A 23,845-nucleotide genomic window follows, 5' to 3' on the forward strand; every position below is an offset into this window, starting at 1 on the left:
CGTCCTAATCGGGAGCTTTTTGCCGCTCGTCGACTGGCCATATAGATCTGCTTCTGGGCGAGCGCGAACGTCCAGGTAAGCGGGGGTTAACACCAATGTGGCGTTTAAAGTAAAGTGTGGGAAGACGTCACGGCAACCTCCCCGTTGGGGAGATAGGGCGGCGTCAGACGAAGGAGTTTCGTCGACGGGTCTAGTCGCAAAGGCCTTTCAGACTGGAGTTGGGGAGGGTGTGGTGTTCGACTTCTTGCAAAAAAGCGCTTCTGACGCGCTGCCACTGGAGTTCGGACCTGTCACTGGGCGGGACCGGATTCAGATCACCGCAACATTGAAATGCAATGCTCAGGGAGCGCCTATGTTTTCGCAGGCACTGCCTTCCGACGTGCTCGAGAGCGCAGGAACATCATTGAACGGAAATGATGTGTGCCGCCATGTTTTTAGAATCATTCAGTCCCTCTTTGACGACCCGGCTCTAAAGCCCTTAACAAAGAAGGCTCAAGTTGTCGGTGTCATGAGCGATGAGTCATGTGTCAACGGCCTTGCAACACGACTGCATATTGGCGAGGACAAGCACCTAATCAACGTAACTTCAGGAACGATGCTGCGCGGCACCGTTGCGTTGTACCGCCTACTCGGCCATCAAGTTCTTCAACAGGCTGGCAGTGAGTTCGTGCAAGAGGCCACATCTAAGTTTCACGCCCATCCATTCCCCATGCCGCGCGGTCTCGATTTACGCAAGTACGGTCTGGAGTGCGCTGTGTATGGGATGCTAGCGGTCTTCTGCCATGAGCTCGCCCACGTTCTGAGGGGACATACGGCATTCGTAAGTCTGCGTCTCGGGCTGGACGCGTTGTGTGAAGCAGGAGAATCCAGAGATGGAGGGGCGCTCGACGTCAGGCGTCTAATTGAAGTCGACGCCGATGACTATGCCGGACAGTTTCTCGCAGACATCCTCTTCCGTAACCAAGTACAGACTAAACAGCTGCTGGAAGACACTGCAGCAACGGCCCGTTTCCTGAAGGTTGCAGCCGGTGTTCTGGCACTCTACTTGGGCTTCAACAAAGAGGGAGGCGCCTACTACGGCGGCCCTGCGCGGGCGCACTTGGTTCTATCGTCGCTGCTGCATCGCTGCACCGACGACCCCGAAGCTGCCTCCTGGCTGCGCGACCAGATTAAGGATATTCAAGCCGACATGGTTGGTGCGGGTCTCGTCACGCGGGAGGATGTTGCTCTTCTTGAAAAAGAAAAAGCGGACCTGGCCAACTTGAGCATCCCGGCCAGAAACGCAGTTGAGCACGAGTGGATCGCCGTTCGGCCATGGACGAATGAACTAAAGATCAGGGTGTAGCGCTCTGCACTAATCGAACAAGCTACGCCGCGTGTCGCATAGATTTTGCGGGGGCATCTCGTGCGCTGGCCAACGATATACCTATTAACGCTGGCAGCGTACGTTCGCCCTACCCCCGATAAACATCCCTAATCCAGCAGCGGAATTTCGGCATTTCCACCCCGTGGTCCTACCGGTGCCTGGCTCGCCGCATGTGGCAACCAGAACAGTTGACGGCGGTGGTGGCTCCGCCGGACTACCTGCTCAAGCATGGACTCTCGGAGACACTGCATGACCCGATCGACCGCACCTGGTGGACTGTACGCGAGAGTTCGAGGAAATGGGCCGTCCTTAGAATGCGGATCGACCATCGGCCGGTGTCAGCGATATGGGCATCGTGCTGCTGGCAACTGCTCAGTCGTTTGGGATCGCCTTGGCGCTTGAAGAGCTGGTAACAGGCCTCATCGAGGCGGGCACAATTGTTCGACTGACCCGTACTGGCGCCCTGCCTTTCCCGGTTACAACACCTGTTACCCACGCCGCCACCAGCCGTCGGCGGCATTCGCCTTGTTGGTGAGCGAGCTGCGCTCACGCGCCACCGAGGCGAAGACTCCATCCCGCATTGATGCACTGGGCACATAAGAGCATTCGCGAATCGTGCGGTTTTAAATACCACCGCCTCGGCTAGCATCAGTGCAGTGAATCGGTGCCAGCACTTTCCTGCCAGCTGAGAGGCCCAGCATCATGACCCTGCTCGCCCGGGCGTACGCACGTCCTGATTTCTGCGTGGTGGAAAGCCGTCCCGAGGCATCTCGCCCATGACGGACGTTCGATTGACCCGAAGAGAGCTGCTGGCAATGGGCGCGACGACCACGGCGGGCGCCGTGGCAGCGCTCACTCCTTTGCCCGCCCATGCGACCGCCAGGGAAGATCACTCGAGAGCGTTGCCGGTCCACGAATCCACAGTCTCGCTGGAGGTCAACGGACGCCCCCTCGTGCTGCAGGTCGACAACCGAGGCAGCCTGCTCGATGTGCTGCGCGAGCAACTGCGCCTCACGGGGACCAAGAAAGGCTGCGACCAAGGACAATGCGGCGCCTGCACGATCCTCGTCGATGGTCGACGGATCAACTCCTGCCTGACATTGGCGGTCATGTTCGAAGGCGCTTCGATCACCACCATCGAGGGAATTGGTACGGCAGCGCAGGCTCACCCGCTGCAGCGGGCGTTCGTGAAACATGATGGCTACCAGTGCGGTTACTGCACGCCGGGTCAGATCTGCTCGGCGATCGGCGCCCTGGATGAGATCGAACGCGGCGTTCCCAGCTTCGCCAGTGACGATCCTGCCGCCATGCCTGAGCGGACGGAACCTGAGATCCGCGAGCGGATGAGCGGCAACCTCTGCCGCTGCGGCGCCTACCCCAACATCGTCGCGGCGATCCTCGAAAGCGTGGAGACCTGAGATGAAGCAGTTCACCTTCGAGCGCGCGACCTCGCCTGCCGATGCCGTCCAGAAAGCAACCCATACACCGGGCGCCCGCTTCATCGCAGGCGGTACGAACCTGCTTGACCTGATGAAACTGCAGATCGAGTCTCCTACCCACCTGATCGACATCAATGCCATCGGCCTGGACACCGTCGAATCGACGCAGGATGGCGGAATAAGGATCGGCGCACTGGTGCGCAATGCCGACCTGGCGGCGCACCCGCGCGTGCGCAATGAGTACGGCGTGTTGTCGTCGGCCCTGGTATCAGCTGCGTCGGGCCAGCTGCGAAACCGGGCCACGACCGGCGGAAACCTGTTGCAACGCACGCGCTGCCCGTACTTTTACGACACCAACCAGCCGTGTAACAAGCGACTGCCCGGGTCGGGGTGCGCAGCCCTTGGCGGTTACAGCCGCCAACTGGCCGTCGTGGGTGCGAGCACGGAGTGCATTGCCACCCATCCCAGTGACATGGCCGTGGCACTGCAGGCCTTGGGCGCGGTGGTGGAAACACAGCAGCCAGGCGGTTCGAGCGGACAACACACGCTGGAGGCGCTGTATCGCGCACCCGGCTCCACACCGCACCTGGAGACGGCGCTGATGCCAGGTGAGCTGATCACCGGGGTCCGCCTGCCCCCTCCCCCTGCGGGCCGCCAGGTGTACCGGAAACTGCGCGACCGCGCGTCTTACGCGTTTGCGCTGGTGTCAGTGGCGGCGATCGTTGATGGCCCGGCCATGCGCGTGGCCGTGGGCGGCATATCGCACAAGCCCTGGTCGCCACGCGGGCACGCTGGACATTCCGCTGCCGCGATCATGTCCGCACTCCGCGCTGAAGCGACAACCTCGGCGATAGCCACCGAACAGAACCGCTTCAAGCTGGATCTCGTCGAGCGCACTCTCGCTTCTATCCTCAACCGCACCACGTGATGCGCCATCTCCCGATGGAAGGAGGAACAACGTGAAGTTTGACCAACCCGCAGGCGAGAATCCGATTGATCGGCAAACCGTGGTCGGACAGCCGCTGGACCGCCTCGACGGTCCGCTCAAGACCGCCGGCCAAGCACGCTACGCTTACGAACAGCATGACGTGGCGACTGGCCAACTCTACGGGGTGATTGTTGGCGCTTCCATCGGCCACGGGCGCCTGCTGGACATCAACACGGACAGGGCCCGTTCCGCGCCCGGGGTTCTCGCCGTGCTGACCGCGCGCAACGCAGGCCCTCTTGGCAAGGGAGAATTCTATGTCGCGACGCCGCTGGTTTCCGATGCGGTTTCGCATTACCACCAGGCGATCGCCGTGGTGGTCGCCAGCACCTTCGAGCAGGCCCGCGCGGCCGCGCATCTTGTCCACGCACGTTACGAGAGAGTCCGTGGCGCCTTTGATCTTTCATCCGCGGTATTTCCCGAGGAGCCGCCGGCCAACAGCCCCGACGTGCACATCGGCGATTTCGACGCCGCCTTCGCAGCCAGTGCCGTGAGGGTCGACGAAATCTACGAAACACCGGACCAGTCCCACGCCATGATGGAGCCGCATGCCACGGTCGCCACCTGGAACGACGGCAAGCTGACGATCTGGACGGCGATCCAGATTGTTTCGTGGGGCATGCGTGACCTGTCGAAGATTTTCGGGACGCCGCAATCCGACATTCGCATCATTTCGCCCTACATCGGTGGCGGCTTCGGCGGAAAGGCCAGCGTCCTCAGTGATGCCGTGCTGGCGGCGGCGGCCTCGCGTCTTTGCGGACGCCCGGTCAAGATCGCCCTGGAACGCAACCTGATGTTCAACAACACCTCGCACCGGCCAGCCACCCGGCAGCGCGTGCGGATCGGCGCGGACAACGCGGGGCGGCTGCAGGCGATCGGTCATGAGACCTGGTCCGGCAACCTGGTCGGTGGGCCCGCGGAGCGCTCCACCATCCCCACTGCGTCCCTGTATGCGGGGGCGAACCGGCTGCTGCGCACACGGCTGGCCAGGCTGGACCTGCCCGAAGGCAACGCGATGCGCGCGCCCGGCGAAGCGCCTGGCCTGATGGCCTTCGAGGTGGCGATGGATGAGCTGGCAGAGAGGCTGCAGCTGGATCCTCTTGAGCTTCGCCTGCGCAACGATGCGGACAGAGACCCGACGCTGGACAAGCCATTCAGTACACGCCGTTTCACCGATTGCCTGCGCATCGGCGCGGAGCGGTTCGGCTGGGACCGCCGCGCGCGCGTGCCCGGCTCCGTCCGCGATGGGGATGAGCTGGTGGGACTGGGGCTGGCAAGTGCCATCCGCGGCAACAACGTGACCAACTCAGCGGTGCGCGTCCGCCTGCAGGCTGGCGGCAGGCTCATTGTTGAAACGGACATGACCGACATCGGCACCGGCAGCTATACGATCATCGGGCAGACCGCGGCGGAGATGCTTGGACTGCCCCTTGAGCGTGTCGATGTGCGACTGGGGGATTCCAGTTTTCCCCGGGCGTCGGGCTCCCTCGGCCAGCGCGGGGCGAACAGTTCAACCTCGGGCGCCTTCGCGGCATGCCAGAAACTTCGAGAGGCGCTGTGCGCGGCCGCCGGCGCGGACCTTGCTGAGTGTGAGTTCCAAGGCGGTGAGCTGCTGCATGATGGCAAGCGCATACCGCTTCAGCAGCTGGTCGTGGGGCGTGAGCTCGTTGCCGAGGACGGCATCGAGTTCGACACGGCGCGGGGCGGGCTGGCCCACCAGACCTTCGGGGCGCACTTCTGCGAGGTACGCGTCAACCGTTTCACCGGCGAACTGCGCGTTACGCGGATGCTGGCGGTGTGCGCGGCAGGCCGCATACTCAATCCAAAGACAGCCCGCAGCCAGGTCATCGGGGCGATGACCATGGGCCTGGGCGGCGCACTGATGGAATCACTCGCCGTGGATCGGCGCCTGGGCTATTTCGTCAATCATGACCTGGCAAGTTACGAGGTCCCGGTGCATGCGGACATCATTGACCAGCAGGTGATTTTCATCGACGAACTGGATCCGCACTCCTCACCCATGAAAGCCAAAGGGGTGAGCGAACTCGGCATATCCGGGGTGGCAGCGGCCGTTGCCAATGCGGTCTACAACGCGACTGGCGCACGCGTACGCAGCTACCCGATCACGATCGAGAAGATCTTCCCGCACCTGCCTGCCTGAGGTGCAGGCAGTAATGCGCGGCGATTCATACCGTGGGCGAATGACTGATATCCGTTCCATGTCCTTCCGCCATGAGTCCGCGGCCGTTAGCGTTAGGACCTGCTACCGCGCGCTTCAGTGAAAGCCGCCGCGGTGATCGCGAACCTGGCTGAAAGGAACACCATGACCCGAACCCTCCTGCGCGCCACGATCCTGGCGGCGATGACCGGCCTGATGGCAGGCAACGCCGCAGCTGCAGATTACCGCCTCAATCCGTACTCGCTGGCTTACGAGGGGGCCATTTCCACCAATGCCGCCGGACAGGTCAACATCTATCCGGTCGTCTACCCCCTCAACGGGGTGGAAATCGCAGCGAACATCTACACCCCGGCGGGATATCCGTCAGCTGGCTCCTACCCTGCGGTGGTCGTGGCCCATCCCAACGGCGGCGTGAAGGAACAGGTTGCCGGACTGTACGCCCAGCGCCTGGCGGAACAGGGTTACATCGCCATCACCGCCGATGCCGCTTACCAGGGCGGCAGTGGCGGAACACCGCGCAACGTGGACAAGCCGGCCTTCCGCATTGAGGACATCCATGGCATGGCGGACTTCATCTCGCGCTATCCGGGCGTGGATAACGCGCGACTGGGCCTGCTCGGCCTGTGCGGCGGCGGCGGCTATTCACTGGCCGCTGCCGCAACGGACAAGCGCTTCAGAGCGGTGGCCACCATCAGCATGTTCAACTCAGGGCGCGTGCGCCGGAACGGATACGCTGATTCGCAGTTGCAAACCATCCAGCATCGGCTGCGGCAGGCCTCTGACGCGCGCGCGCAGGAGGCCGCAAGGGGCGAAGTCCTTTATTCCGGTGACGCCAACCTTTCCGAGGAGCAGATCGCCTCCCTCCCGTTCGATCTCTATCGGCAGGGGTATGAGTACTACTGGAAGACCCATGCGCACCCGCGCTCCACCTTCCGCTACACCACCAGCAGCCTGATGGATCTCATGCGCTGGGATGCGACCGACCAGATGGCGCTGGTCGACCAGCCGCTGTTGATGATTGCCGGCACCAAGGCCGACAGCTTGTACATGTCCGAGGATGCATTCGCCAAGGCGACCGGCACCGAAGACAAGGAGCTGTTCACCCTGGACGGCGCAACCCACATCGAAACCTACTGGGTGCCCCGCTACGTCAATGCTGCCGTCAGCAAGCTGGCGACCTTCTACGCACGCACTCTGGCGCCCGCAACCACCGGAGAGCGCTCGTGATCAGACTGATACTCGGAACCGCCCTGGCCGCAGCCGCCCCCTTTGCACAGGCCGATTCCGAGGTGGCCGGCGGGCAGACGATCATCCGCAAAGGCACGCGGCCTTCGGTGACCGGCCCGGCGGATCGGTTCACCGGCCACGTGCGTGTGGATCCGCTGTTTGCCGCTGATGAGGAGATCCCGGCAAGCGCAGCCTACGTGACCTTCGAGCCCGGTGCGCGCTCGGCGTGGCACGTGCACCCTGCCGGGCAACGGCTGGTTGTCGTCGCCGGTGCGGGCCTCACCCAGCAGTGGGGAAAGGCCGTGCAGGAGATCCATCCCGGCGATGTAGTGGTATGCCCTGCCGGGGTGAAGCACTGGCATGGTGCAGCGCCCGACAGTCCGATGACCCACTTGGCAATGGGCGGCGTGTCGGAAGGGAAAGTCGTTCAGTGGATGGAGGCCGTCACCGATGACCAGTACCACGCCCGCTAGGCCCCGTTGGCTGTGCATGGCAGTTGCCTGTGCGTTGGCCGCGGGAGGCTTGATCTCATCTGCGCAGGCCAATGACAACCCAACGGAATCCTCGAACATGACCGTGTCCCCGCCGACCTCGCAGACTCTTACTGCACGTCAGCAGTCGATTCCCCTCATCACCGCCGCCGCCGCCACCGGCAACCTTCCGCAACTCGACATCGCACTGAATCGTGGGCTTGATGCCGGCCTTACCCTCAGTGAGGCGAAGGAAATCCTGGTGCAGCTGTATGCCTACGCAGGCTTCCCCCGCAGCCTCAACGCGCTGGGCGAATTGATGAAGGTCGTCGAAGCGCGCCGACAGCAGGGCATCGAAGATGCTCCAGGCCGCGAGCCGACCCGCGCGGTACCTGTTGGCGATGCGTTGCTGGCCGTCGGCACGGCCAACCAGACCCGCATTTCCGGTGCGCCGGTCAAAGGTCCGGTCATGGAGTTCGCACCGGTGATCAACCAGTACCTCCAGACCCACCTGTTCGGTGACATCTTCGAGCGTGACAACCTGGACTGGCAAAGCCGTGAACTGGCCACGGTCGGCGCACTGGCAGCGATGCCTGGCGTGGAGGCCCAGTTGCGCTCGCATATGGCAGCCAGCATTCGCGTGGGCTTGTCCATCGCGCAGCTGCGGCAGGTTGTGCAACTGCTGGAGGACGCGGGTGAGGCGGCGGCAGCAGGACGGGCCCGCGAGGCCTTGGACCAGCATGTCGCCGCATCGCGCTGACCCGCTGCCCTGTCGAAGCAGGCGCGCCCCACCAACCTGACCTGGAGTCCACGATGAGCACCCAACCAACCGATTCAAACCGTCGCAGGCTGCTGATCGGTGCAGCGACGCTGGCCGCGGCCCCGATGGCCGCCTCACTGGTGGCGGGACACGCCTCCGCAGCGCAGCGCGCTGCAAGTGTTGGAGGCACCGCAGCGGCGTCTCCTGCACTCACTCGGCACAGGAAACTGGGTGCGCTGAAGGTCTCCGCCGTGGGGCTTGGCGTGCAGAACATGAGCCGTACCTACCAGACCACCGTGCCGTCGCGCAGCGAGATGCACAACATCATCCGCACCGCGTTTGATCGCGGCCTGACCTTCTATGACGCGGCGGAAGCTTACGGTCCGCACGAGGTCGAGCGGATCCTTGGTGAGGGCGTCGCGCCGTTCCGCGACGAGATCGTGATCGCCACGAAATTCGGCTGGAACATCGACCTGCAGACCGGTGCGCGGGGGCCGGGCCTGATCAGCCGGCCCGACCACATCAAACAGGCGGTGGACGGCATGTTGACCCGCCTGCGTACTGACCGTATCGATCTGTTGTACCAGCACCGCGTGGATCCCCAGGTGCCGATCGAGGATGTGGCCGGTGCGATCAAGGACCTGATGGACGCAGGCAAAGTGCTTCACTGGGGGCTCTGCGAGATGGGGCCGCAGACGCTGCGCCGGGCGCATGCCGCGCTGCCGGTGACGGCCGTGCAGAGCGAGTACTCGCTGCTGTGGCGCGGACCGGAGCACCAGGTGCTGGGCATCTGCGAGGACCTGGGCATCGGCTTCGTGCCGTGGAGTCCGTTGGGCGTGGGCTTCCTGACCGGCGCCATTGATGAGAAAACCCGCTTCGCGCAGGGTGACATCCGCGGCAATGAAACGCGGTTCACCCCGGAAAAAATCACCCACAACCTCGCCCTGGTACGCGTCCTGCAGGCCTGGGCCGACCGCAAGGACTCCACGCCAGCACGCATCGCATTGGCGTGGCTGTTGGCGCGCAGGCCGTGGATCGTGCCGATACCGGGCACCACCCAGATGGCCCACATGTTGGACAACATCGGCGCGGCAGACGTGGTGTTCAGCAGCGGCGAACTGCAGGCGCTGGACGCGGCGGTTTCAGCGGTGACCGTGCAAGGCGAGCGCCTGCCGCCTGCGGTGCAGGTCTTCAGCGATGTCGAGGCGCCAACCCGGTAATACCGCTGCCAATCGACCGCATGCGATGCCCTCAGCCTTCGTACCGCAGGGCATCGCGCAGCAGGGTGAACGCCGGCGACGACTGCCGGCGGCTGGGGTAGTACAGGTGGTAACCCGGGAACGGAGGGCACCAGTCCGCCAGCACCCGCACCAGTGCGCCGGACGCGATGTGGGCATGCACCAGGTCCTCGGGCATGTAGGCCAACCCGAGGCCTTCCAGCGCTGCCGACAGGCGCATGGCGATGTTGTTGAATACCAGCTGCCCCTCGACCCTGACCTTGAGTTCCTGCCCTTTCTTCTCGAACTCCCACGCGAAAATTCCGCCATGCGTCGGCAGCCGGATCGTGATGCAGTTGTGCTGGGTAAGCTCGTGCGGCGACTTGGGCCTGACATACCGCCGGAAGTAATCAGGCGAGCCCACCACCGCCATCCGCAGTTCAGGGCCGACACGCATCGCGATCATGTCCTTGGCCACCTGCTCGCCCAGACGGATGCCGGCGTCATACCCTTCGGCGACGATGTCGGTCAGCCCGTAATCGACGATCACCTCGATGTTGAGATCGGCGTGCTGAGGTAACAGGCGACCGAGCACGGGCTGCATGATGGAGATCGCCGCGTGTTCGCCAGCGGTGATGCGCAGGCGTCCCGCCGGCTTGTCACGGAACGCGTTGAGCTGGGCCAGCTCAGTGTCGATCTCTTCAAATCGAGGCGCAATGACCCGCAGCAGCTGCTCGCCCGCTTCGGTGGGGGAAACACTGCGCGTGGTGCGCGACAGCAGCCGCACTCCCAGACGCTCTTCCAGTTGGCGCATGGAGCGGCTCAATGCCGGCTGGGACATGCCCAGCTGCGCGGCTGCACGGGTGAAGCTGCGTTCGCGCGCCACCAGCGCGAACATCGCCAACTGATCGTAGTTCTCGACACCCATTGATGCAGCCCCGATATAAGCGATATCCGATTATGCCACTACAAGTCGAAGTCCGGCGAGCGTAGATTGGCTGCATGACGACTTCATCGCACAATGCCGGCCGCAGAACGGTCATCGCTGCCATGGCAGCGCTTCCCCTGGGCTGCACAGCCGCGACGTCCGACTCCCCCGCCGCTGCAGCCCCCGTGCCCCGCAGCGGCGCGCGCACGCTGGTTGCGTATTTCTCGCGATCGGGCAACACCCGCGTCATCGCCGGCCTGATCCATCGCAGCCAGCCCAGTGACCTGTTCGAGATCCAGCCTGCCGCTGCTTACCCGGATGATTACCTGGAGACGGTCGCACAGGCGCGCCGCGAACGCGACGAGGGCGCAGAGCCCGCCCTGCAGGCCCTGATTCCCGGCATCACCGACTACGACACGGTGTACCTCGGCTTCCCCATCTGGGGCGAGACCGCGCCGCCGATCATCCGTTCGCTTTTGTCGCGGCACGACCTGCGTGGAAAGACGCTCATACCGTTCATCACCCATGGCGGCTTCGGCGTCGGCAGCAGCCTGCGCGTGCTGGCCGAGCATGCACCCGGCGCCCGCATCCGGGACCCCTTCACGATGGAGGCCGACCAGGAGCGCAGGACCATGGAAACCGTCAACCGCTGGTTGCAGAAATCAGCATGAACACTACTTGGAGCGAACCATGAAAATCCGCACACTCGGCCAGGGCCTGCAGGTATCGGCCCTCGGCCTCGGCTGTATGGGCATGAGCGCGAATTATGGCCCCGCCGCAGACAAGCACGAGATGATCGCGCTGATCCGCAGTGCCGTGGAACGCGGCGTCACTCACTTCGATACCGCCGAAGTGTATGGGCCCTACGTCAACGAAGAACTGGTCGGCGAGGCGCTGCAGCCGGTACGCGACCAGGTGGTCATCGCCACCAAATTCGGTTTCGATCTGGATCCGGTTACGCGGGCCCGCAACGGCGGTACCAACAGTCGGCCCGAGCAGATCAAGGCGGTCGCCGAGGCGAGCCTGAAGCGACTGCGCACTGACCGCATCGATCTTTTCTACCAGCATCGGGTGGATCCGGCGGTGCCGATCGAGGACGTCGCCGGCGCCGTCAAGGACCTAATCCAGGCCGGCAAGGTCAAGCACTTCGGGCTGTCCGAGGCAGGTGTGCAGACCATCCGCCGCGCCCATGCGGTACAGCCGTTGACCGCGGTGCAGAGCGAATTCTCGCTGTTCTGGCGGGAGCCACTGCTGTCGTTGCTGCCCACGCTTGAGGAACTTGGCATCGGATTCGTACCGTTCAGCCCCTTAGGTGCTGGATTCTTGACCGGGAAGATCAACGAGGAGACGCAGTTCGACCCCGGTGATTTCCGTAATGCGGTTCCACGTTTTTCTGCCGAAGCCCGGCGAGACAACATGGTGCTGGTGGAGGTGGTCAAGGCGCTGGCGGCGGACAAGGGCGCGACGCCGGCCCAGGTCGCCCTTGCGTGGCTGCTCGCACAGAAACCCTGGATCGCGCCGATTCCCGGCACCACGAAACTGCATCGCTTGGACGAGAACCTGGGCGCGCTGGACCTGACGCTGGACCAGGCGGACCTGCAGCGGATAGCTGACCAGCTCGCCAACATCCGCATCAGCGGCGAGCGACTGCCCGAAGCCGCGATGAAGATGACCGGCCGCTAGCCGGTCCAGCAGTTCCCTCCCCGCGCGATGAAACGGCGCCCCGTTATCGGGGTGCCGTCTCCATCAGCGTGCGCTTTGCCGTGCAGGAATCCATGAACACCTCCCCCACTTCCTTACTCGCCCACCAGACTGCGGTACTGGGCATCATCCTGACCAGCTATCTGCTTATTATCCTGGACGTGTCGATCGTGATCACCGGATTGCCGCGTATCCAGGAGGAACTGCAGTTCTCGCAGGCACAGTTGGCCTGGGTGCAAAGCGTATATACGCTGTTCTTCGGCGGCTTCCTGTTGCTGGGGGCCCGGGCGGGAGACATCCTCGGACGCCGACGCATGTTTCAAACCGGGCTGGCTGTCTTTACGATCGCATCGCTCGCGGTAGGCCTCGCGCCCAGCGCCAACTGGATGGTGGCGGCGCGAGCCGTACAAGGGGTCGGGGCGGCCATCCTTGCGCCCTCCTCGCTTGCGCTGCTGGCCATCCACTTCCCTGAGGGACCGCAACGGCGCAGGGCAACGTCGCTGTACGGTGCAGTGGCCGGTATCGGCGCCAGCATCGGGTTGGTGATGGGGGGGTTGCTCGCGGACCTCTGGAGCTGGCGCGTCGGCTTCTTCATCAATGTACCGGTAGGAATCGTGCTTGCACTCGCCGGCGCGCGTTACATCGAAGAATCCGAACGACATGCAGGCGACTTCGACCTGCTCGGTGCGGTACTGTCCACGGCCGGCTTCGGCGCTTTGATCTGGGGCATCGTCAACCTCGGCGACGTCGGCTGGCAGGACCTTCCTTCCCGTATTGCCGTCGTCATCGGGCTTGCCTTGATCGTGCTGTTCATAACCCACGAATCCCGTGCGCCACAGCCGATCATGCCACTGCACCTGTTTCGCCACCAGGCCCGCTCGGCCGCCTATCTCGCGAGGTTTCTGCTGCTCGGCGGCATGGTGACCTTCTTTTTCTATTCAACGCAGTTCATGCAGTCGGTTCTGGGATTTTCAGCGCTTGAAGCGGGCTTGGGCTTTCTACCAATGACACTGGTCAATTTCGTTTCTGCGCTCTACGGCTCCAAGCTCCTGCCCAAAGCCGGCCCTACTGCGCAGACGTTGACGGGGCTGATGCTGATCGTGGCCGGCATGGCCTGGCTGTCGCAGGTAGATGCCAGCGCAACCTATCTGCTGGATGTCGCACTTCCGATGGTATTGATCGGCGCCGGTCAAGGTCTGTGCTTCGGGCCCCTCACCGCCGCTGGCGTTGTGGGAACCACGCGGCAGGACGCCGGTGCCGCCTCGGGCGTGGTCAACGTTGCCCATCAGCTGGGCAGCTCGGCAGGACTGGGGGCAATGGCAGCGCTGGCAACGGCCGCACAAGCCGGCGGCTCGGGTGCGGCCGCTGCCGCTCGCGGGGTCTCGGCCGCCCTACAGGGTGGAACGGTGCTGCTCGGGCTGGCTGCTGCGGTGGCGATGATCCTGTTCGCTTCCAACTTACGACCGACCGGTGGGGCCGAGCCTGGCGTGGAGTAAGCGAAGCTGCCAGTGCACCATGAAGCACGCGTGCCGGCAGCCAGTACCTTCGATAACGATCCCTGATCGCCAGCCCACGCCAGCATCGCCGTCGCCATAGCATCTTTTGATGCGGGCGCCTGACCTCTCCGATCAACATCGAAGCGTTTCTCTTCAGTGACGCCCTCCCCGCTTGACCAGCGCTCGTAGCTGAAATGGGATGCCGACAATCAGCGCCAGCAGGAGCGTGCCTTGGACGCCCAGCAGGAGCGGATCCTTCAAGCCGGTTGCCAGCGGGGCTTCGGCAGGAAGCCTTCGCATCGTCTCGCTTACTGTTGGCACCATCAGGAGAAACACCGTAATGGTGAGCGCGACGCATTGGAGGTATGTCCACAAACGCTTCGCCGGTCGCCCCAGCGCGATGCCATATCCGAACAGAAGCAGGATGAGGGTGACGCTCGCGATGATGGTGCTTACCGGTTGATGCGCGATCGGATACACCGTAAGTACGCCCAGCAGCATGAACCAGAAATAGGCACGCCCAGGTGAGGTCCCAGGGACGATTCGTCCGTGCTTGACAAGCATGTAGACCGCAAGCGGAATCGCGGGAAGACTGCCCAGCGTGTGGAGCCATCCGATTGGAGAGATGTTCATCGTTCATTCCATTCTGATCAAGCGATATCTGACTAATGCCGGAGAGGCAGAGAAACAGTCCGGAGGGACTCGGGTCACTTGGCCGCCGCCTTGCTGGCGTCGACGTTCTTCAGGTCCAGCTTGCTGCCAGCCAGCCTCCTGCTGAGAACTGCAGCCGCCGTCATAGCGATGCTGATCAGGAGGCATGCGACCGCAAAGCTTGATTCCACGCGATCGGCAGCCGCTCCATCGGGCGCCAGTGTGAAGAAGGCCCCGCCGACCAAAGCGACTGACAGTGCGGCGCCAAGTTGCATTGCCGCGCTGAGCATGCCGGCCGCGAGGCCCGCCCAGCGGGGCTCCACCAGATCGATGTTCAGCCGCACCAGCGCGGGTACGGCGATACCCTGGCCGACACCGATAAGCACCAGGGGCAAAGGAATAAGGGAAGGCTTGCCGATCACAGCCGCGCCGGCTGTCAATACCAGGCCCGCCACCTCCAGCCCCATACCGAACGCAGCCGCGTTCGACCCCAACCATCGCGAGAGCCGCAGGCCCAACGGCGGCCCCAGCAGCTGTCCCACCCCGACCGGAAGGATCGCGAGCCCCGCAGCCAAGGCATCGCGGTGTAGACCCGCTTGCTGATACACCGCGAAGGTCAGGAAGAACGCCGCCAAGGCGTAGAAAAGGACCGCGGCCGCCAGGCCGAGATACAGCCCATTGGCTGCCGACATGACCGAGGGCGGCACCAGGGGCGTCCTGGCCCAGCGTTCCCGATGCTTTTCGTAGCGCCAGAAGATGACGAGGAGTGATGGACTCAGGCCCAGCAATCCCAGACTCCACCAGGGCCATCCATGCTCGCGTCCTTCAATGAGGGGCACCACAACCGCGAGAACGCCGAGCGCCAGCAACACCGCCCCTGGAAAATCCATTCCCCCTGCATGTTCTTCCTTGGTCTCGCGCACCAACATCAATGCGGCAGGTACGGCAAGAACAATGACGGGAATGTTGATGAGGAAGACGCTGCGCCACCCCATGCCCCAGAGGTCTGCCGAGACCAGCACACCTCCAAGAAGCTGGCCGCCGACAGCGGCCAGCCCGAATGTTGCCCCGTACAGACTGAGCGCACGACTCTTCTCGCTTGCCGGAAACATCGCATGAATGGACGCCAGTGCCTGCGGTGCCATCACGGCCGCAGAGATGCCTTGCAGCAGCCTGCCCAAGACCAGCACACCGGCCGAGCCTGCGAGCCCACAGATCGTCGATGCCAGCCCGAATCCGAGCATGCCTGCAACAAATGCGCGCCGACGCCCATGGATGTCACCCAGGCGACCGCCAAGGATAAGGGTGACGGCGTACGCCATCGCGTAAACAGATACCACGAGCTGCGCCACATCTGCTGACGCGTGCAGATCCGTCCTGATCGAGGGCAATGTTACGTTGACAATGAAAAAGTCCAATGGCGGCAGAAGCGTGCCGGTCAGGAGAACGGCCAAGGCAGGCCAGCGGCGTGCGTCGGTCGCACCCGGATTGGAATCAATGGGCATGGAGCTGGTCCTGGTAAGTTTCGCTCGGTCTTCGGGTCAGCGCATTCCGCCGGCGCCAATGATGCGTTCGCCGGTCACCCAGGCCGCATCAGAAGACGCGAGAAACGAGACGATCGAGGCGATCTCTGTTACCTGCCCAATCCGTCCCAGTGGTGTCTGCTGCTCGTTCCACACCTGAAAGTCAGACCCCATCACGCCATTGGCGTGCGTACCGTCCGTCTCGATCAGCCCTGGGTTTACTGAGTTGACGCGGATTCCACGTGGCCCCAGCTCGCGCGACAGCACGCCTGTGATGGCGTCGATGGCTCCCTTGGTACCGCTGTAGATCGAGCTCTCGGCCGGCAATATCCGCGTCACGAAGGAACTGATATTGATGATGCTGCTGCCTTCGGCGAGGAACGGGGCGGCGGCGCCGGTGACCAGAAGCGGGCCAAGCACGTTCAGATCAAACTGCTGGCGATACAGTGCCTCGGTGGTGGCCTCGATCTTTGCGAACTGGTAGATGCCAGCGTTGTTGACCACGATGTCCAGCCGACCGAAATGATCGATGGCCGACTTGATCAGGCTATCCACTTCCGGCTTGTTGCGGACGTCGGCACGCACCGCAATCGCGCGACCACCCTCCCCTTCAATTCCAGCGACCACGTCCTTTGCCTCGCTATCGCTCGTCGCATAGTTCACAACCACCTCGGCGCCTTCGGCTGCCAAGCGGCGCGCTATGCCCGCGCCGATTCCTTTGGATGCGCCCGTTACCAGCGCCACTTTACCGTTCAGCTTACTCATGTCGTCCAACTCCGATGGCAGCAACGTCAATGCAGGGCGGCATGTTGCCCCTGACAGGGTTGTTTGGGGACTGCCATTCCTGCATATTCCGCGTACATTCTTGAACGGGTGGCCGTAGCGTGGACTGGAGTGATATCCGCATATTTCTTGCGGTCGTCCGCGGAAGATCGCTGGGCGAGGCAGCTCGAACCTTGGGCGTGAGCCATCCGACGGTGGGCCGTCGGATAAAGGCGCTCGAGGACGAGGCCGAGCAGCCCCTCTTTCGTAGAACGAAAGACGGCCTGGTGCTCACCGATACCGGAGACGCGGTGCTCTCACTTGCGGAATCCATGGAGGAATCGGCGCTGTCCATGGAGCGGCGCCTGGCTGGCAACCATGGGCGCCTGGAAGGCATCCTGCGGATAGCCGCGGCCGATTGGTTCGCCGCCTACGTCCTGGCGCCCGTTTTCATGGAACTCGGGCGGCTCCACCCTGCCGTCGTGCCCGAGGTAATCGCGAGCTACCGCCTTCTTGATCTCTCCCGTCGCGAGGCCGACGTTGCCTTTCGCATCGTGCCATTCAGTGAGCCAGACATTGTCCAACGCCGACTGATGACCATGCCGTACGGCCTGTACGGATCGGCAGCAGCGGTGCAGGCGGTGATCGATGACCCGCAGTCGGTGCGTTTGATTCTCATGAATTCAGCCCAGGCCCACTTCCCTGATGTCACGTGGCTGCTGGACCGGTTCCCACACTCCAAGCGCTCGCTGACCAGCACCAGCCGTAGCGTTCAGGCTCAGATTTGCCTTCGAGGCCACGGCGTTGCTGTGTTGCCAAGACCATTGGCGGAAGGCATGGAAGGTCTTCGCCGCATCGATCTGCTCGGGCAGCCCCCCGGTAGGGACATCTGGGTTGGTTACCACCAGGACCTTCGCCACATGGATCGGCTGCGCGCACTGCTGGAGATCACTGAACGAACGCTACGTGAACCCGCAAATCCTCCCGATGGCCAGAGAAAACTAAGCGCGAGGGCCGGGCACGCGTCAGACGTTGGGCAAACCTGACAGCCGCGCCAGCACATCCGCCCGGCACACATCCAGGATCTCGTCCGCCAGCGGTGAGTCGTCCGGGCAGGACCGGGACAACACCGTCGCGCCGACGGCCTGGGCCATCAACGCGATACGCCGCGCACGTGACTGTTCGGGTGTGGGACTGTCGGCCTGACCTGCCGGGTAACGGGATACGGCCAGCTGCGCTTCGATACCCGCCGCGAAGGCTTGCTTGACCGACGTTGGCTGCCGCGCCGCATCACTGCAGAGCGCCGCCATCGTGCAGCCCTGGCCTGGATTGTCGCGATGCTCCCGCGACAGGTAATAGCCAAGGAACGCCGCCCCGTCCGTCTCGCCGAGCGACTCGGCCGAGTTGGCGAAGCCGCAGCTGGCAGATTCGGCCATCAAGTCCGCTTTGGACCCGAAGTGTTTGTAGAAGCCGCCGTGGGTAAAGCCCGCAGCGGCCATCAGGTCCGCCACGCCCACGCCGTCGAAGCCCCGTTCCCGGAAAAGCGCGGAAGCGGTTTCGACGATGTGTGCCCGGTTGGCCTGCGCTTGTGCCTTGGTGACCTTCATGACGGCTTGCCTCTTGGTGCTCTGCCCTGCTGGAAGCGCAGTTTACCACGCATAGATGATGCGCATCATCAAACCGTTGACATCTAAGATTACGCTCATCATCATTGCGCCATCCCCGCTTCCGAGTCCTCCTCGCCATGACAGCCACGACGCTCTTCCAGCCCTACCCCCTTGGCCGCGTCACGCTGGCCAACCGCATCGTGATGGCACCGCTGACGCGCAACCGCGCCGGGGCCGGCCTGGTGCCCAGTCCGCTGGCTCCCACCTACTACGCCCAGCGCGCCTCGGCCGGCCTGATCATCACCGAGGCCACGCAGATCTCGGCCCAAGCGCAGGGCTACCAGGACACACCCGGGCTTTACACGCAGGACCAGATAGAGGGCTGGCGCAAGGTCACCGATGCCGTGCACGCAAGCGGCGGACGCATCTTCGTGCAGCTATGGCACGTAGGCCGTATCTCGCACGTGGACCTGCAGCCGGGCAACGCCGCGCCTGTGTCCGCCTCGGCCATCCGGGCGCAGACCAAGACCTTCGTCCACAACGCCTTTGTCGATGTGTCCGAACCGCGTGCACTGGAGATCGACGAGCTGCCGGCCATCGTCGACGACTTCCGCCGCGCGGCTGCCAATGCGATTGCGGCCGGGTTCGACGGTGTGGAAATCCACGGTGCCAACGGCTATCTGCTTGAACAGTTCATCAAGGACGGCGTCAACCAGCGCACCGATGCGTACGGCGGTTCGATCGAGAACCATGCGCGCCTGCTGCTTGAAGTCACCGCCGCCATCGCGGAGGAGATCGGTGCCGATCGCACCGGCGTGCGCATCTCACCGGTCTCCCCGGCCAACGCCATCGCAACCCTCAGCGACCCGCAGCCGCAGTACGACTACATCGTCGACCAGCTCAGCGCGCTGGGCATCGTCTACCTGCATGTGGTCGAAGGCGCGACGGGCGGGCCACGCGACGTGGCCGCGTTCGATTTCGACGGCCTGCGCCGCCGTTTCACCGGAACTTACCTGGCCAACAACGGCTACGACCTGGAGCTGGCCAACGCGCATCTCGCCGCTGGCAAGGCCGACCTGTTCGCCTTTGGCCGTGCCTTCATCAGCAATCCGGATCTCGTCGAACGCCTGAAGACCGGCGCGCCCTTGAACGCCCTGGACCCGGCCACGTTGTATGGCGGCGGCGCGGAAGGCTACACCGACTACCCCGCCCTGGCCGACACGCCCGCGCAGTAACCCCGTCTCAATCGCCATCGCGGCGTCCCCGCTGCCACATTCCCTTTCAAGAGACACACCATGAGCCTGCCCACTGTCCTCATCACCGGCGCCTCCAGCGGGATCGGCACCGTCTACGCCGAACGTTTTGCCCGCCGCGGCCACGATCTGGTCCTGGTCGCGCGCGACAAGGGGCGGCTGGATGCACTGGCCGAGCGCCTGCGCCACGCCACCGGCGTTGCCATCGACGTACTGCCGGCCGACCTCACCCAGCGCAGCGACCTGGCCATCGTTGAAAGCCGCCTGCGCGACGATGCCCGCATCGGCATCCTGGTCAACAACGCGGGCATCGCCCAATCCGGCGGCTTCACCGAGCAATCGGCCGACAGCATCGAACAGCTGCTCACGTTGAACACCATCGCCCTGACCCGCTTGGCCGCGGCAGTTGCACCGCGCCTGGCCAACGCCGGCGAAGGCGCGATCATCAACATCGGCTCGGTGGTTGGGCTGGCGCCGGAGTTCGGCATGTCCGTCTACGGTGCGTCCAAAGCCTTCGTGCTGTTCCTGTCGCAGGGACTGAGCGTGGAGCTGACGCCCAAGGGCGTCTATGTGCAGGCTGTGTTGCCTGCGACCACGCGTACCGAAATCTGGGAGCGCGCCGGCATCGACATCAACACGCTGACGGACGTGATGGATGTCGGCGAGCTGGTCGATGCGGCCCTGGTCGGCTTCGATCGTCGCGAGACCGTAACCATTCCGCCGCTGCATGTTGCCGAACGCTGGGACACGCTGGACGCCTCCCGCCAGGGACTGCTCTCGGACATCCGGCAGGCACAGGCGGCGGAACGTTATCGCCCCGCCCAGTGAAGCCCTGACCGCACCGGCACCCACCCTCCCCGGTCCGCAACCCGACGGCCCCCTCAACCAGAGACACACCGCTCATGAAAGCCTTCCTGATCGACCGTTATGGCAAAAAGGAGACCGGCCGCATCGGCGACGTACCCCGGCCTTCGCTTCGGGATGACGATGTTCTCATCCGCGTGCACGCGGCCAGCGTCAATGCGCTGGACACCAAGATCCGCACAGGGGAGTTCAAGCTGATCCTGCCCTTTCGCCTGCCGCTGATACTCGGCAACGATATGGCCGGCACGGTGGTCAGTGTCGGTGCCGCAGTGCAGGACTTCAAACCGGGCGATGAGGTGTACGCGCGTCCCGATGATGATCGCATCGGCACCTTCGCCGAGTTCATCGCGGTCAACGCAGCCTCTGTTGCCCTCAAGCCCAGCAACCTCACCATGGTGGAGGCCGCCTCGCTGCCATTGGTCGCGCTGACCGCCTGGCAGGCGCTGGTCGAAACCGCGCAGCTCAAACCCGGTCAGAAGGTCTTCATCCAGGCCGGCTCCGGCGGTGTCGGTACCGTGGCGATCCAGCTGGCCAAGCATCTGGGCGCCTTCGTTGCCACCAGCACCAGTACCGCCAACGTGGGCTGGGTGAAGGAGCTTGGCGCGGATGTCGTGATCGATTACAGGCGGCAGGACGTCGTCACGGAACTGCGTGACTACGATGTGGTGCTCAACAGCTTGGGCAAGGATGAACTGAACCGCTCGCTGCAGATCCTCAAGCCGGGCGGGCATTTGATCTCCATCTCCGGGCCACCCACGCCGGCATTTGCTGCGGCGCGCGGACTTGCATGGCCGCTGAAGCAGGTGCTGCGCTTGGTCAGCCGTGGCATCCGCAGCAAGGCCAAACGGAAGCGAGTGACGTACACGTTTCTGTTCATGCGCGCCGACGGGCATCAGCTGAGCGAGATCACTTCACTGGTGGAGTCCGGTGCCATCCGTCCGGTCATCGAACGGGTCTTCCCCTTCCAGGAAACCCGCAGCGCGCTGGCCCACGTGGAGAGCGGGCGGGCCAAGGGCAAGGTGGTGGTGGAGGTGCTGTAGCGCGCAATGCGTTCGGTAGGCAAGGACATGGCAACGGGTTAGAAGGTCCGACCCACAGAATGGAATACAAGGTAATGAACTGAATCGTCCCGGCCACGCATAACCTTGAATCGATAGCGACGCAGCGTTTCCCTTGCTGCAACGTCAAGCACTCTATCTCCCGAACTCTCGTCGATGGCCAGGTCCACCGGAACCCCGGACCGATCGATCTTGAAGCGAGTTCGGGTACAGGATCCAGCCACAGGCTCTTCGCCCATCGGCCCGCGTGGAATCACGAAAGGCTCCCGGTGAACGATGAGGGCTTCGGTTGCCAGAATCCGAGCGTCTGTTGCGCCGCACGGAGATGGCGCAGGCGCTGGCGGAGACAGATGCCAATGCAGGTTGATGAGCAGTCGATCGCAGATGGGGGGATCGCGGTTGCTCAGGCAGGCCATGGTCATGTCATTGGTGGGATAGACCGAAAGCGCCGCGCTGGTCCCAGCCGCGCCCCCGCCGTGTCCCCAATGCGGGAACTCTTCCGGGCCGGAAGAGATGAAGCCGTAGCCATACCAATCGGTCTGCTGCTTGATCGCCTCCTGCAACAGCGGCAACGGGATCAAGGTGCCTGCCTTGAGCGCGCCGACGAATCGCAACTGATCTTCGACGGTCGAAACTCCGCCCCCGGCTGGCGATCCTCGCCACGGTAGCTGGCTGGCACTGGGCACCAGCTTCCCGTCGTCGTCCCGGGTGTAGCCGCGTGCGATTCCCGACATGTGTTCCCTGTCTGGATAGTGGGTCGCCGCCATGCCGGCGGGATGGAAGATGTGCTCATCCAGATAGGCGTAGTAGCTCTGTCCGCTTACCTTTTCCACCAGCGCGCCGAGGAGCAGGAAGCCGTAGTTCGAGTAATCGAAGGCTGATCCGGGTGCAAACGACGGGCCGCGATCACCGTTGAGCTTTATGAGGTCGTCGATGGTGCGGGCCCAGGCGCGATTGACGCCCTCCTCCGGCTGGAGTACGCCGATATCGCCGGTGCCACCCTGATGGGTGAGCAGTTGCCGGATGGTGACCTTCGCCATCTCCTTGTTCGGATAGTCCGGCAGGTACTTCCCGACGGGATCGTCGAACTGCAGCGTGCCGGCGTCGATCATCTGCAACACCGCAACCGCGGTGAACATCTTGCCTTGGGAGGCGAACAAGAAGGGGGTGTCCAGATGCACCGGCACCTGGTTCTCGCGATCTGCCGGTCCGAATGCCTTGCCGTACAGACGCTTGCCATTGCGTTCGATGACGAGCGCGCCAGAAAAACGGTCGGCCCTCGCAAGCTGCGTGGCGAATGAATCCAGCGCCTTCAGCGCCTCGTCCTCCGGCAGGGGCTGCGGTTCCTGCTTGATCTCAGCGAGTTTCGTGTCGCCAGCCGCTCCAGCCGTGATCGTGACCCGCCGGTATGCCGGGAAACTGCGCTCGCGTGTCATCGCCACGAAGATTCCCGGCTCATTCCGCTCAACCGTCACCACGTCCAGGCCGCCGGTTTCTTCGCGGCTGTCGAGCAGGTAGTCCAGGTTGAGATCCGCGTCGGCGAAGTGATGCGCGTTGAACGCCTGAAGCTTGGCCTTGTCGTTGCTGTTGAACGCCACCAGCCAGGCATCAAACGCGGCTTCGGCAGGCGGCTTGGCAACGGTGGTTGACGCCAGCACAAGCAGCGCGGCCGCCAAACCCATGCGTTGGAACGTGATCATGCTTGTCGCTACGGTCATGCGCTCTCCATTGCGTCCCGGCCGAGTTGACTATTGGACCAGACGCAAGCGCAGTCAATGCCCGTACCTGCGGAACCGGCCGGTTTGCCTGAAGTAGCCCTTATCACCGATCATTCAGCGCTAACGTTTTGAACCCACGGAGAACATCATGAAAGGACTCTTGCTCAACATCGCCATTTCGTTGACGGCGGTGACGATATCGCTTTACGCCCTGCATGAAGCGGGCCACGCAAATGACCCGTCCCGCGTCCTGGAAGCCCGTGGCCTGATCGTCAGGGACGCCTCCGGAGTCGCCCGCGTGGAGATAGGCGCGCCGGTGAACGGGCCCATGGTCCTTGGAAAACGCGAAGAACGCGTCGCGCCCGCGGCCGGCATCCTTCTCAACGGTCCAGACGGCAATGAGCGCGGCGGTTACCTGACGGTCGACACCGGCGATGAGGCGGTGCTGACGCTGGATGGTGCAGGCGACGGCGGTGAAGTCTTCAAGGTGGTGGCCAATGAAAAGGCCGGTGCGTCCTTGTTCGTCATCCACCAGAACGGATCGGTCGCCATGTTGACCACCTACCAGGGGCATCCTGAGCTCCGCTTCATCGAGCAGGATGGCACGGTGAGCTACTCACAGGGGGCCAAGGAGTAGCGCG

General features: G+C 63.7%; 22 protein-coding genes. 16 read left to right on the forward strand and 6 right to left on the reverse strand.

What is annotated here, in order from left to right; genetic code table 11:
* Positions 1-229 precede the first annotated feature (229 nt).
* The 8 genes from H9654_RS02125 (at position 230) to H9654_RS02160 (ending at position 9,646) form a co-directional block, all read left to right on the forward strand.
* Complete coding sequence (locus H9654_RS02125; RefSeq protein ID WP_191768630.1) at positions 230-1,345, forward strand: hypothetical protein; 1,116 nt, start codon at positions 230-232, stop codon at positions 1,343-1,345.
* Between the two features lie 797 nt (positions 1,346-2,142).
* On the forward strand, positions 2,143-2,784 hold the full coding sequence (locus H9654_RS02130) for a 2Fe-2S iron-sulfur cluster-binding protein (protein WP_191768632.1): 642 nt from the start codon (positions 2,143-2,145) through the stop codon (positions 2,782-2,784).
* Position 2,785: 1 nt separating this feature from the next.
* Positions 2,786-3,733, forward strand: coding sequence for an FAD binding domain-containing protein (locus tag H9654_RS02135; RefSeq protein WP_191768634.1), 948 nt, complete (start codon positions 2,786-2,788; stop codon positions 3,731-3,733).
* A 31-nt stretch (positions 3,734-3,764) separates the two neighbouring features.
* Positions 3,765-5,951 (forward strand): molybdopterin cofactor-binding domain-containing protein, encoded by a 2,187-nt coding sequence (locus H9654_RS02140; RefSeq protein WP_191768636.1) that lies wholly within the window; start codon positions 3,765-3,767, stop codon positions 5,949-5,951.
* 162 nt (positions 5,952-6,113) lie between these two features.
* Positions 6,114-7,196 carry an alpha/beta hydrolase gene (locus H9654_RS02145; RefSeq protein WP_191768638.1) on the forward strand — a complete coding sequence of 361 codons (1,083 nt, stop codon included), beginning with the start codon at positions 6,114-6,116 and terminating at the stop codon, positions 7,194-7,196.
* Positions 7,193-7,669: a (R)-mandelonitrile lyase gene (locus H9654_RS02150; protein ID WP_191768640.1), complete on the forward strand. Its 477-nt coding sequence runs from the start codon at positions 7,193-7,195 to the stop codon at positions 7,667-7,669. Before H9654_RS02145 ends, H9654_RS02150 begins: the two co-directional genes overlap by 4 nt.
* A gap of 97 nt (positions 7,670-7,766) precedes the next feature.
* Complete coding sequence (locus H9654_RS02155; protein WP_225211798.1) at positions 7,767-8,426, forward strand: carboxymuconolactone decarboxylase family protein; 660 nt, start codon at positions 7,767-7,769, stop codon at positions 8,424-8,426.
* Between the two features lie 53 nt (positions 8,427-8,479).
* Positions 8,480-9,646: an aldo/keto reductase gene (locus H9654_RS02160; RefSeq protein WP_191768644.1), complete on the forward strand. Its 1,167-nt coding sequence runs from the start codon at positions 8,480-8,482 to the stop codon at positions 9,644-9,646.
* A 31-nt stretch (positions 9,647-9,677) separates the two neighbouring features.
* On the opposite strand, the gene H9654_RS02165 is transcribed toward H9654_RS02160, so the two are convergent.
* Positions 9,678-10,571: a LysR family transcriptional regulator gene (locus H9654_RS02165; protein WP_191768646.1), complete on the reverse strand. Its 894-nt coding sequence runs from the start codon at positions 10,569-10,571 to the stop codon at positions 9,678-9,680.
* A gap of 185 nt (positions 10,572-10,756) precedes the next feature.
* Between H9654_RS02165 and H9654_RS02170 the strand changes: the two genes are divergently transcribed.
* The 3 genes from H9654_RS02170 to H9654_RS02180 all read left to right on the forward strand — a co-directional run bounded on the left by H9654_RS02170 (position 10,757) and on the right by H9654_RS02180 (position 13,768).
* A complete protein-coding gene (locus H9654_RS02170) occupies positions 10,757-11,242 on the forward strand; it encodes a flavodoxin (RefSeq protein ID WP_317450724.1) in 486 nt (161 codons plus the stop codon).
* 19 nt (positions 11,243-11,261) lie between these two features.
* Positions 11,262-12,254: an aldo/keto reductase gene (locus H9654_RS02175; RefSeq protein ID WP_191768647.1), complete on the forward strand. Its 993-nt coding sequence runs from the start codon at positions 11,262-11,264 to the stop codon at positions 12,252-12,254.
* A 92-nt stretch (positions 12,255-12,346) separates the two neighbouring features.
* Positions 12,347-13,768, forward strand: coding sequence for an MFS transporter (locus H9654_RS02180; protein WP_191768649.1), 1,422 nt, complete (start codon positions 12,347-12,349; stop codon positions 13,766-13,768).
* Positions 13,769-13,921: 153 nt separating this feature from the next.
* Here the strand turns inward: H9654_RS02180 and H9654_RS02185 are convergent, their stop codons facing one another.
* The 3 genes from H9654_RS02185 to H9654_RS02195 form a co-directional block, all read right to left on the reverse strand.
* Positions 13,922-14,401, reverse strand: coding sequence for a hypothetical protein (locus H9654_RS02185; protein WP_191768651.1), 480 nt, complete (start codon positions 14,399-14,401; stop codon positions 13,922-13,924).
* A gap of 74 nt (positions 14,402-14,475) precedes the next feature.
* On the reverse strand, positions 14,476-15,924 hold the full coding sequence (locus H9654_RS02190; protein WP_191768653.1) for an MFS transporter: 1,449 nt from the start codon (positions 15,922-15,924) through the stop codon (positions 14,476-14,478).
* A 36-nt stretch (positions 15,925-15,960) separates the two neighbouring features.
* On the reverse strand, positions 15,961-16,707 hold the full coding sequence (locus H9654_RS02195) for an SDR family NAD(P)-dependent oxidoreductase (RefSeq protein WP_191768656.1): 747 nt from the start codon (positions 16,705-16,707) through the stop codon (positions 15,961-15,963).
* Positions 16,708-16,826: 119 nt separating this feature from the next.
* Between H9654_RS02195 and H9654_RS02200 the strand changes: the two genes are divergently transcribed.
* Positions 16,827-17,750 carry a LysR family transcriptional regulator gene (locus H9654_RS02200; protein WP_191768657.1) on the forward strand — a complete coding sequence of 308 codons (924 nt, stop codon included), beginning with the start codon at positions 16,827-16,829 and terminating at the stop codon, positions 17,748-17,750.
* On the opposite strand, the gene H9654_RS02205 is transcribed toward H9654_RS02200, so the two are convergent.
* Positions 17,730-18,311: a TetR/AcrR family transcriptional regulator gene (locus H9654_RS02205; protein WP_191768659.1), complete on the reverse strand. Its 582-nt coding sequence runs from the start codon at positions 18,309-18,311 to the stop codon at positions 17,730-17,732. The genes H9654_RS02200 and H9654_RS02205 overlap by 21 nt on opposite strands.
* A 137-nt stretch (positions 18,312-18,448) precedes the next feature.
* On the opposite strand from H9654_RS02205, the gene H9654_RS02210 reads away from it, so the two are divergent.
* The 3 genes from H9654_RS02210 (at position 18,449) to H9654_RS02220 (ending at position 21,468) form a co-directional block, all read left to right on the forward strand.
* Complete coding sequence (locus H9654_RS02210) at positions 18,449-19,546, forward strand: alkene reductase (RefSeq protein ID WP_191768661.1); 1,098 nt, start codon at positions 18,449-18,451, stop codon at positions 19,544-19,546.
* Positions 19,547-19,606: 60 nt separating this feature from the next.
* Positions 19,607-20,392 carry an SDR family NAD(P)-dependent oxidoreductase gene (locus H9654_RS02215; protein ID WP_191768662.1) on the forward strand — a complete coding sequence of 262 codons (786 nt, stop codon included), beginning with the start codon at positions 19,607-19,609 and terminating at the stop codon, positions 20,390-20,392.
* A 74-nt stretch (positions 20,393-20,466) separates the two neighbouring features.
* The gene (locus H9654_RS02220) at positions 20,467-21,468 is read left to right on the forward strand and encodes an NADP-dependent oxidoreductase (RefSeq protein ID WP_191768664.1); all 1,002 of its coding nucleotides are present in this window, start codon (positions 20,467-20,469) and stop codon (positions 21,466-21,468) included.
* 38 nt (positions 21,469-21,506) lie between these two features.
* Here the strand turns inward: H9654_RS02220 and H9654_RS02225 are convergent, their stop codons facing one another.
* Positions 21,507-23,204 carry a serine hydrolase gene (locus H9654_RS02225; protein WP_191768666.1) on the reverse strand — a complete coding sequence of 566 codons (1,698 nt, stop codon included), beginning with the start codon at positions 23,202-23,204 and terminating at the stop codon, positions 21,507-21,509.
* Positions 23,205-23,352: 148 nt separating this feature from the next.
* Between H9654_RS02225 and H9654_RS02230 the strand changes: the two genes are divergently transcribed.
* Entirely contained in the window at positions 23,353-23,841 is a 489-nt protein-coding gene (locus tag H9654_RS02230) for a hypothetical protein (protein ID WP_191768668.1), read from the forward strand.
* The last annotated feature ends 4 nt before the right edge of the window (positions 23,842-23,845 follow it).

Source organism: Stenotrophomonas lacuserhaii (assembly GCF_014836545.1).
Taxonomy (GTDB): domain Bacteria; phylum Pseudomonadota; class Gammaproteobacteria; order Xanthomonadales; family Xanthomonadaceae; genus Stenotrophomonas; species Stenotrophomonas lacuserhaii.

Bases quoted from the DNA above. Each gene is read 5' to 3' on its own strand.
- H9654_RS02130 (WP_191768632.1), top strand. From the start codon at position 2,143: ATGACGGACGTTCGATTGACCCGAAGAGAGCTGCTGGCAATGGGCGCG.
- H9654_RS02135 (WP_191768634.1), top strand. From the start codon at position 2,786: ATGAAGCAGTTCACCTTCGAGCGCGCGACCTCGCCTGCCGATGCCGTC.
- H9654_RS02145 (WP_191768638.1), top strand. From the start codon at position 6,114: ATGACCCGAACCCTCCTGCGCGCCACGATCCTGGCGGCGATGACCGGC.
- H9654_RS02155 (WP_225211798.1), top strand. From the start codon at position 7,767: ATGACCGTGTCCCCGCCGACCTCGCAGACTCTTACTGCACGTCAGCAG.
- H9654_RS02160 (WP_191768644.1), top strand. From the start codon at position 8,480: ATGAGCACCCAACCAACCGATTCAAACCGTCGCAGGCTGCTGATCGGT.
- H9654_RS02165 (WP_191768646.1), bottom strand. From the start codon at position 10,571: ATGGGTGTCGAGAACTACGATCAGTTGGCGATGTTCGCGCTGGTGGCG.
- H9654_RS02175 (WP_191768647.1), top strand. From the start codon at position 11,262: ATGAAAATCCGCACACTCGGCCAGGGCCTGCAGGTATCGGCCCTCGGC.
- H9654_RS02180 (WP_191768649.1), top strand. From the start codon at position 12,347: ATGAACACCTCCCCCACTTCCTTACTCGCCCACCAGACTGCGGTACTG.
- H9654_RS02185 (WP_191768651.1), bottom strand. From the start codon at position 14,401: ATGAACATCTCTCCAATCGGATGGCTCCACACGCTGGGCAGTCTTCCC.
- H9654_RS02190 (WP_191768653.1), bottom strand. From the start codon at position 15,924: ATGCCCATTGATTCCAATCCGGGTGCGACCGACGCACGCCGCTGGCCT.
- H9654_RS02195 (WP_191768656.1), bottom strand. From the start codon at position 16,707: ATGAGTAAGCTGAACGGTAAAGTGGCGCTGGTAACGGGCGCATCCAAA.
- H9654_RS02205 (WP_191768659.1), bottom strand. From the start codon at position 18,311: ATGAAGGTCACCAAGGCACAAGCGCAGGCCAACCGGGCACACATCGTC.
- H9654_RS02210 (WP_191768661.1), top strand. From the start codon at position 18,449: ATGACAGCCACGACGCTCTTCCAGCCCTACCCCCTTGGCCGCGTCACG.
- H9654_RS02215 (WP_191768662.1), top strand. From the start codon at position 19,607: ATGAGCCTGCCCACTGTCCTCATCACCGGCGCCTCCAGCGGGATCGGC.
- H9654_RS02220 (WP_191768664.1), top strand. From the start codon at position 20,467: ATGAAAGCCTTCCTGATCGACCGTTATGGCAAAAAGGAGACCGGCCGC.
- H9654_RS02225 (WP_191768666.1), bottom strand. From the start codon at position 23,204: ATGACCGTAGCGACAAGCATGATCACGTTCCAACGCATGGGTTTGGCG.
- H9654_RS02230 (WP_191768668.1), top strand. From the start codon at position 23,353: ATGAAAGGACTCTTGCTCAACATCGCCATTTCGTTGACGGCGGTGACG.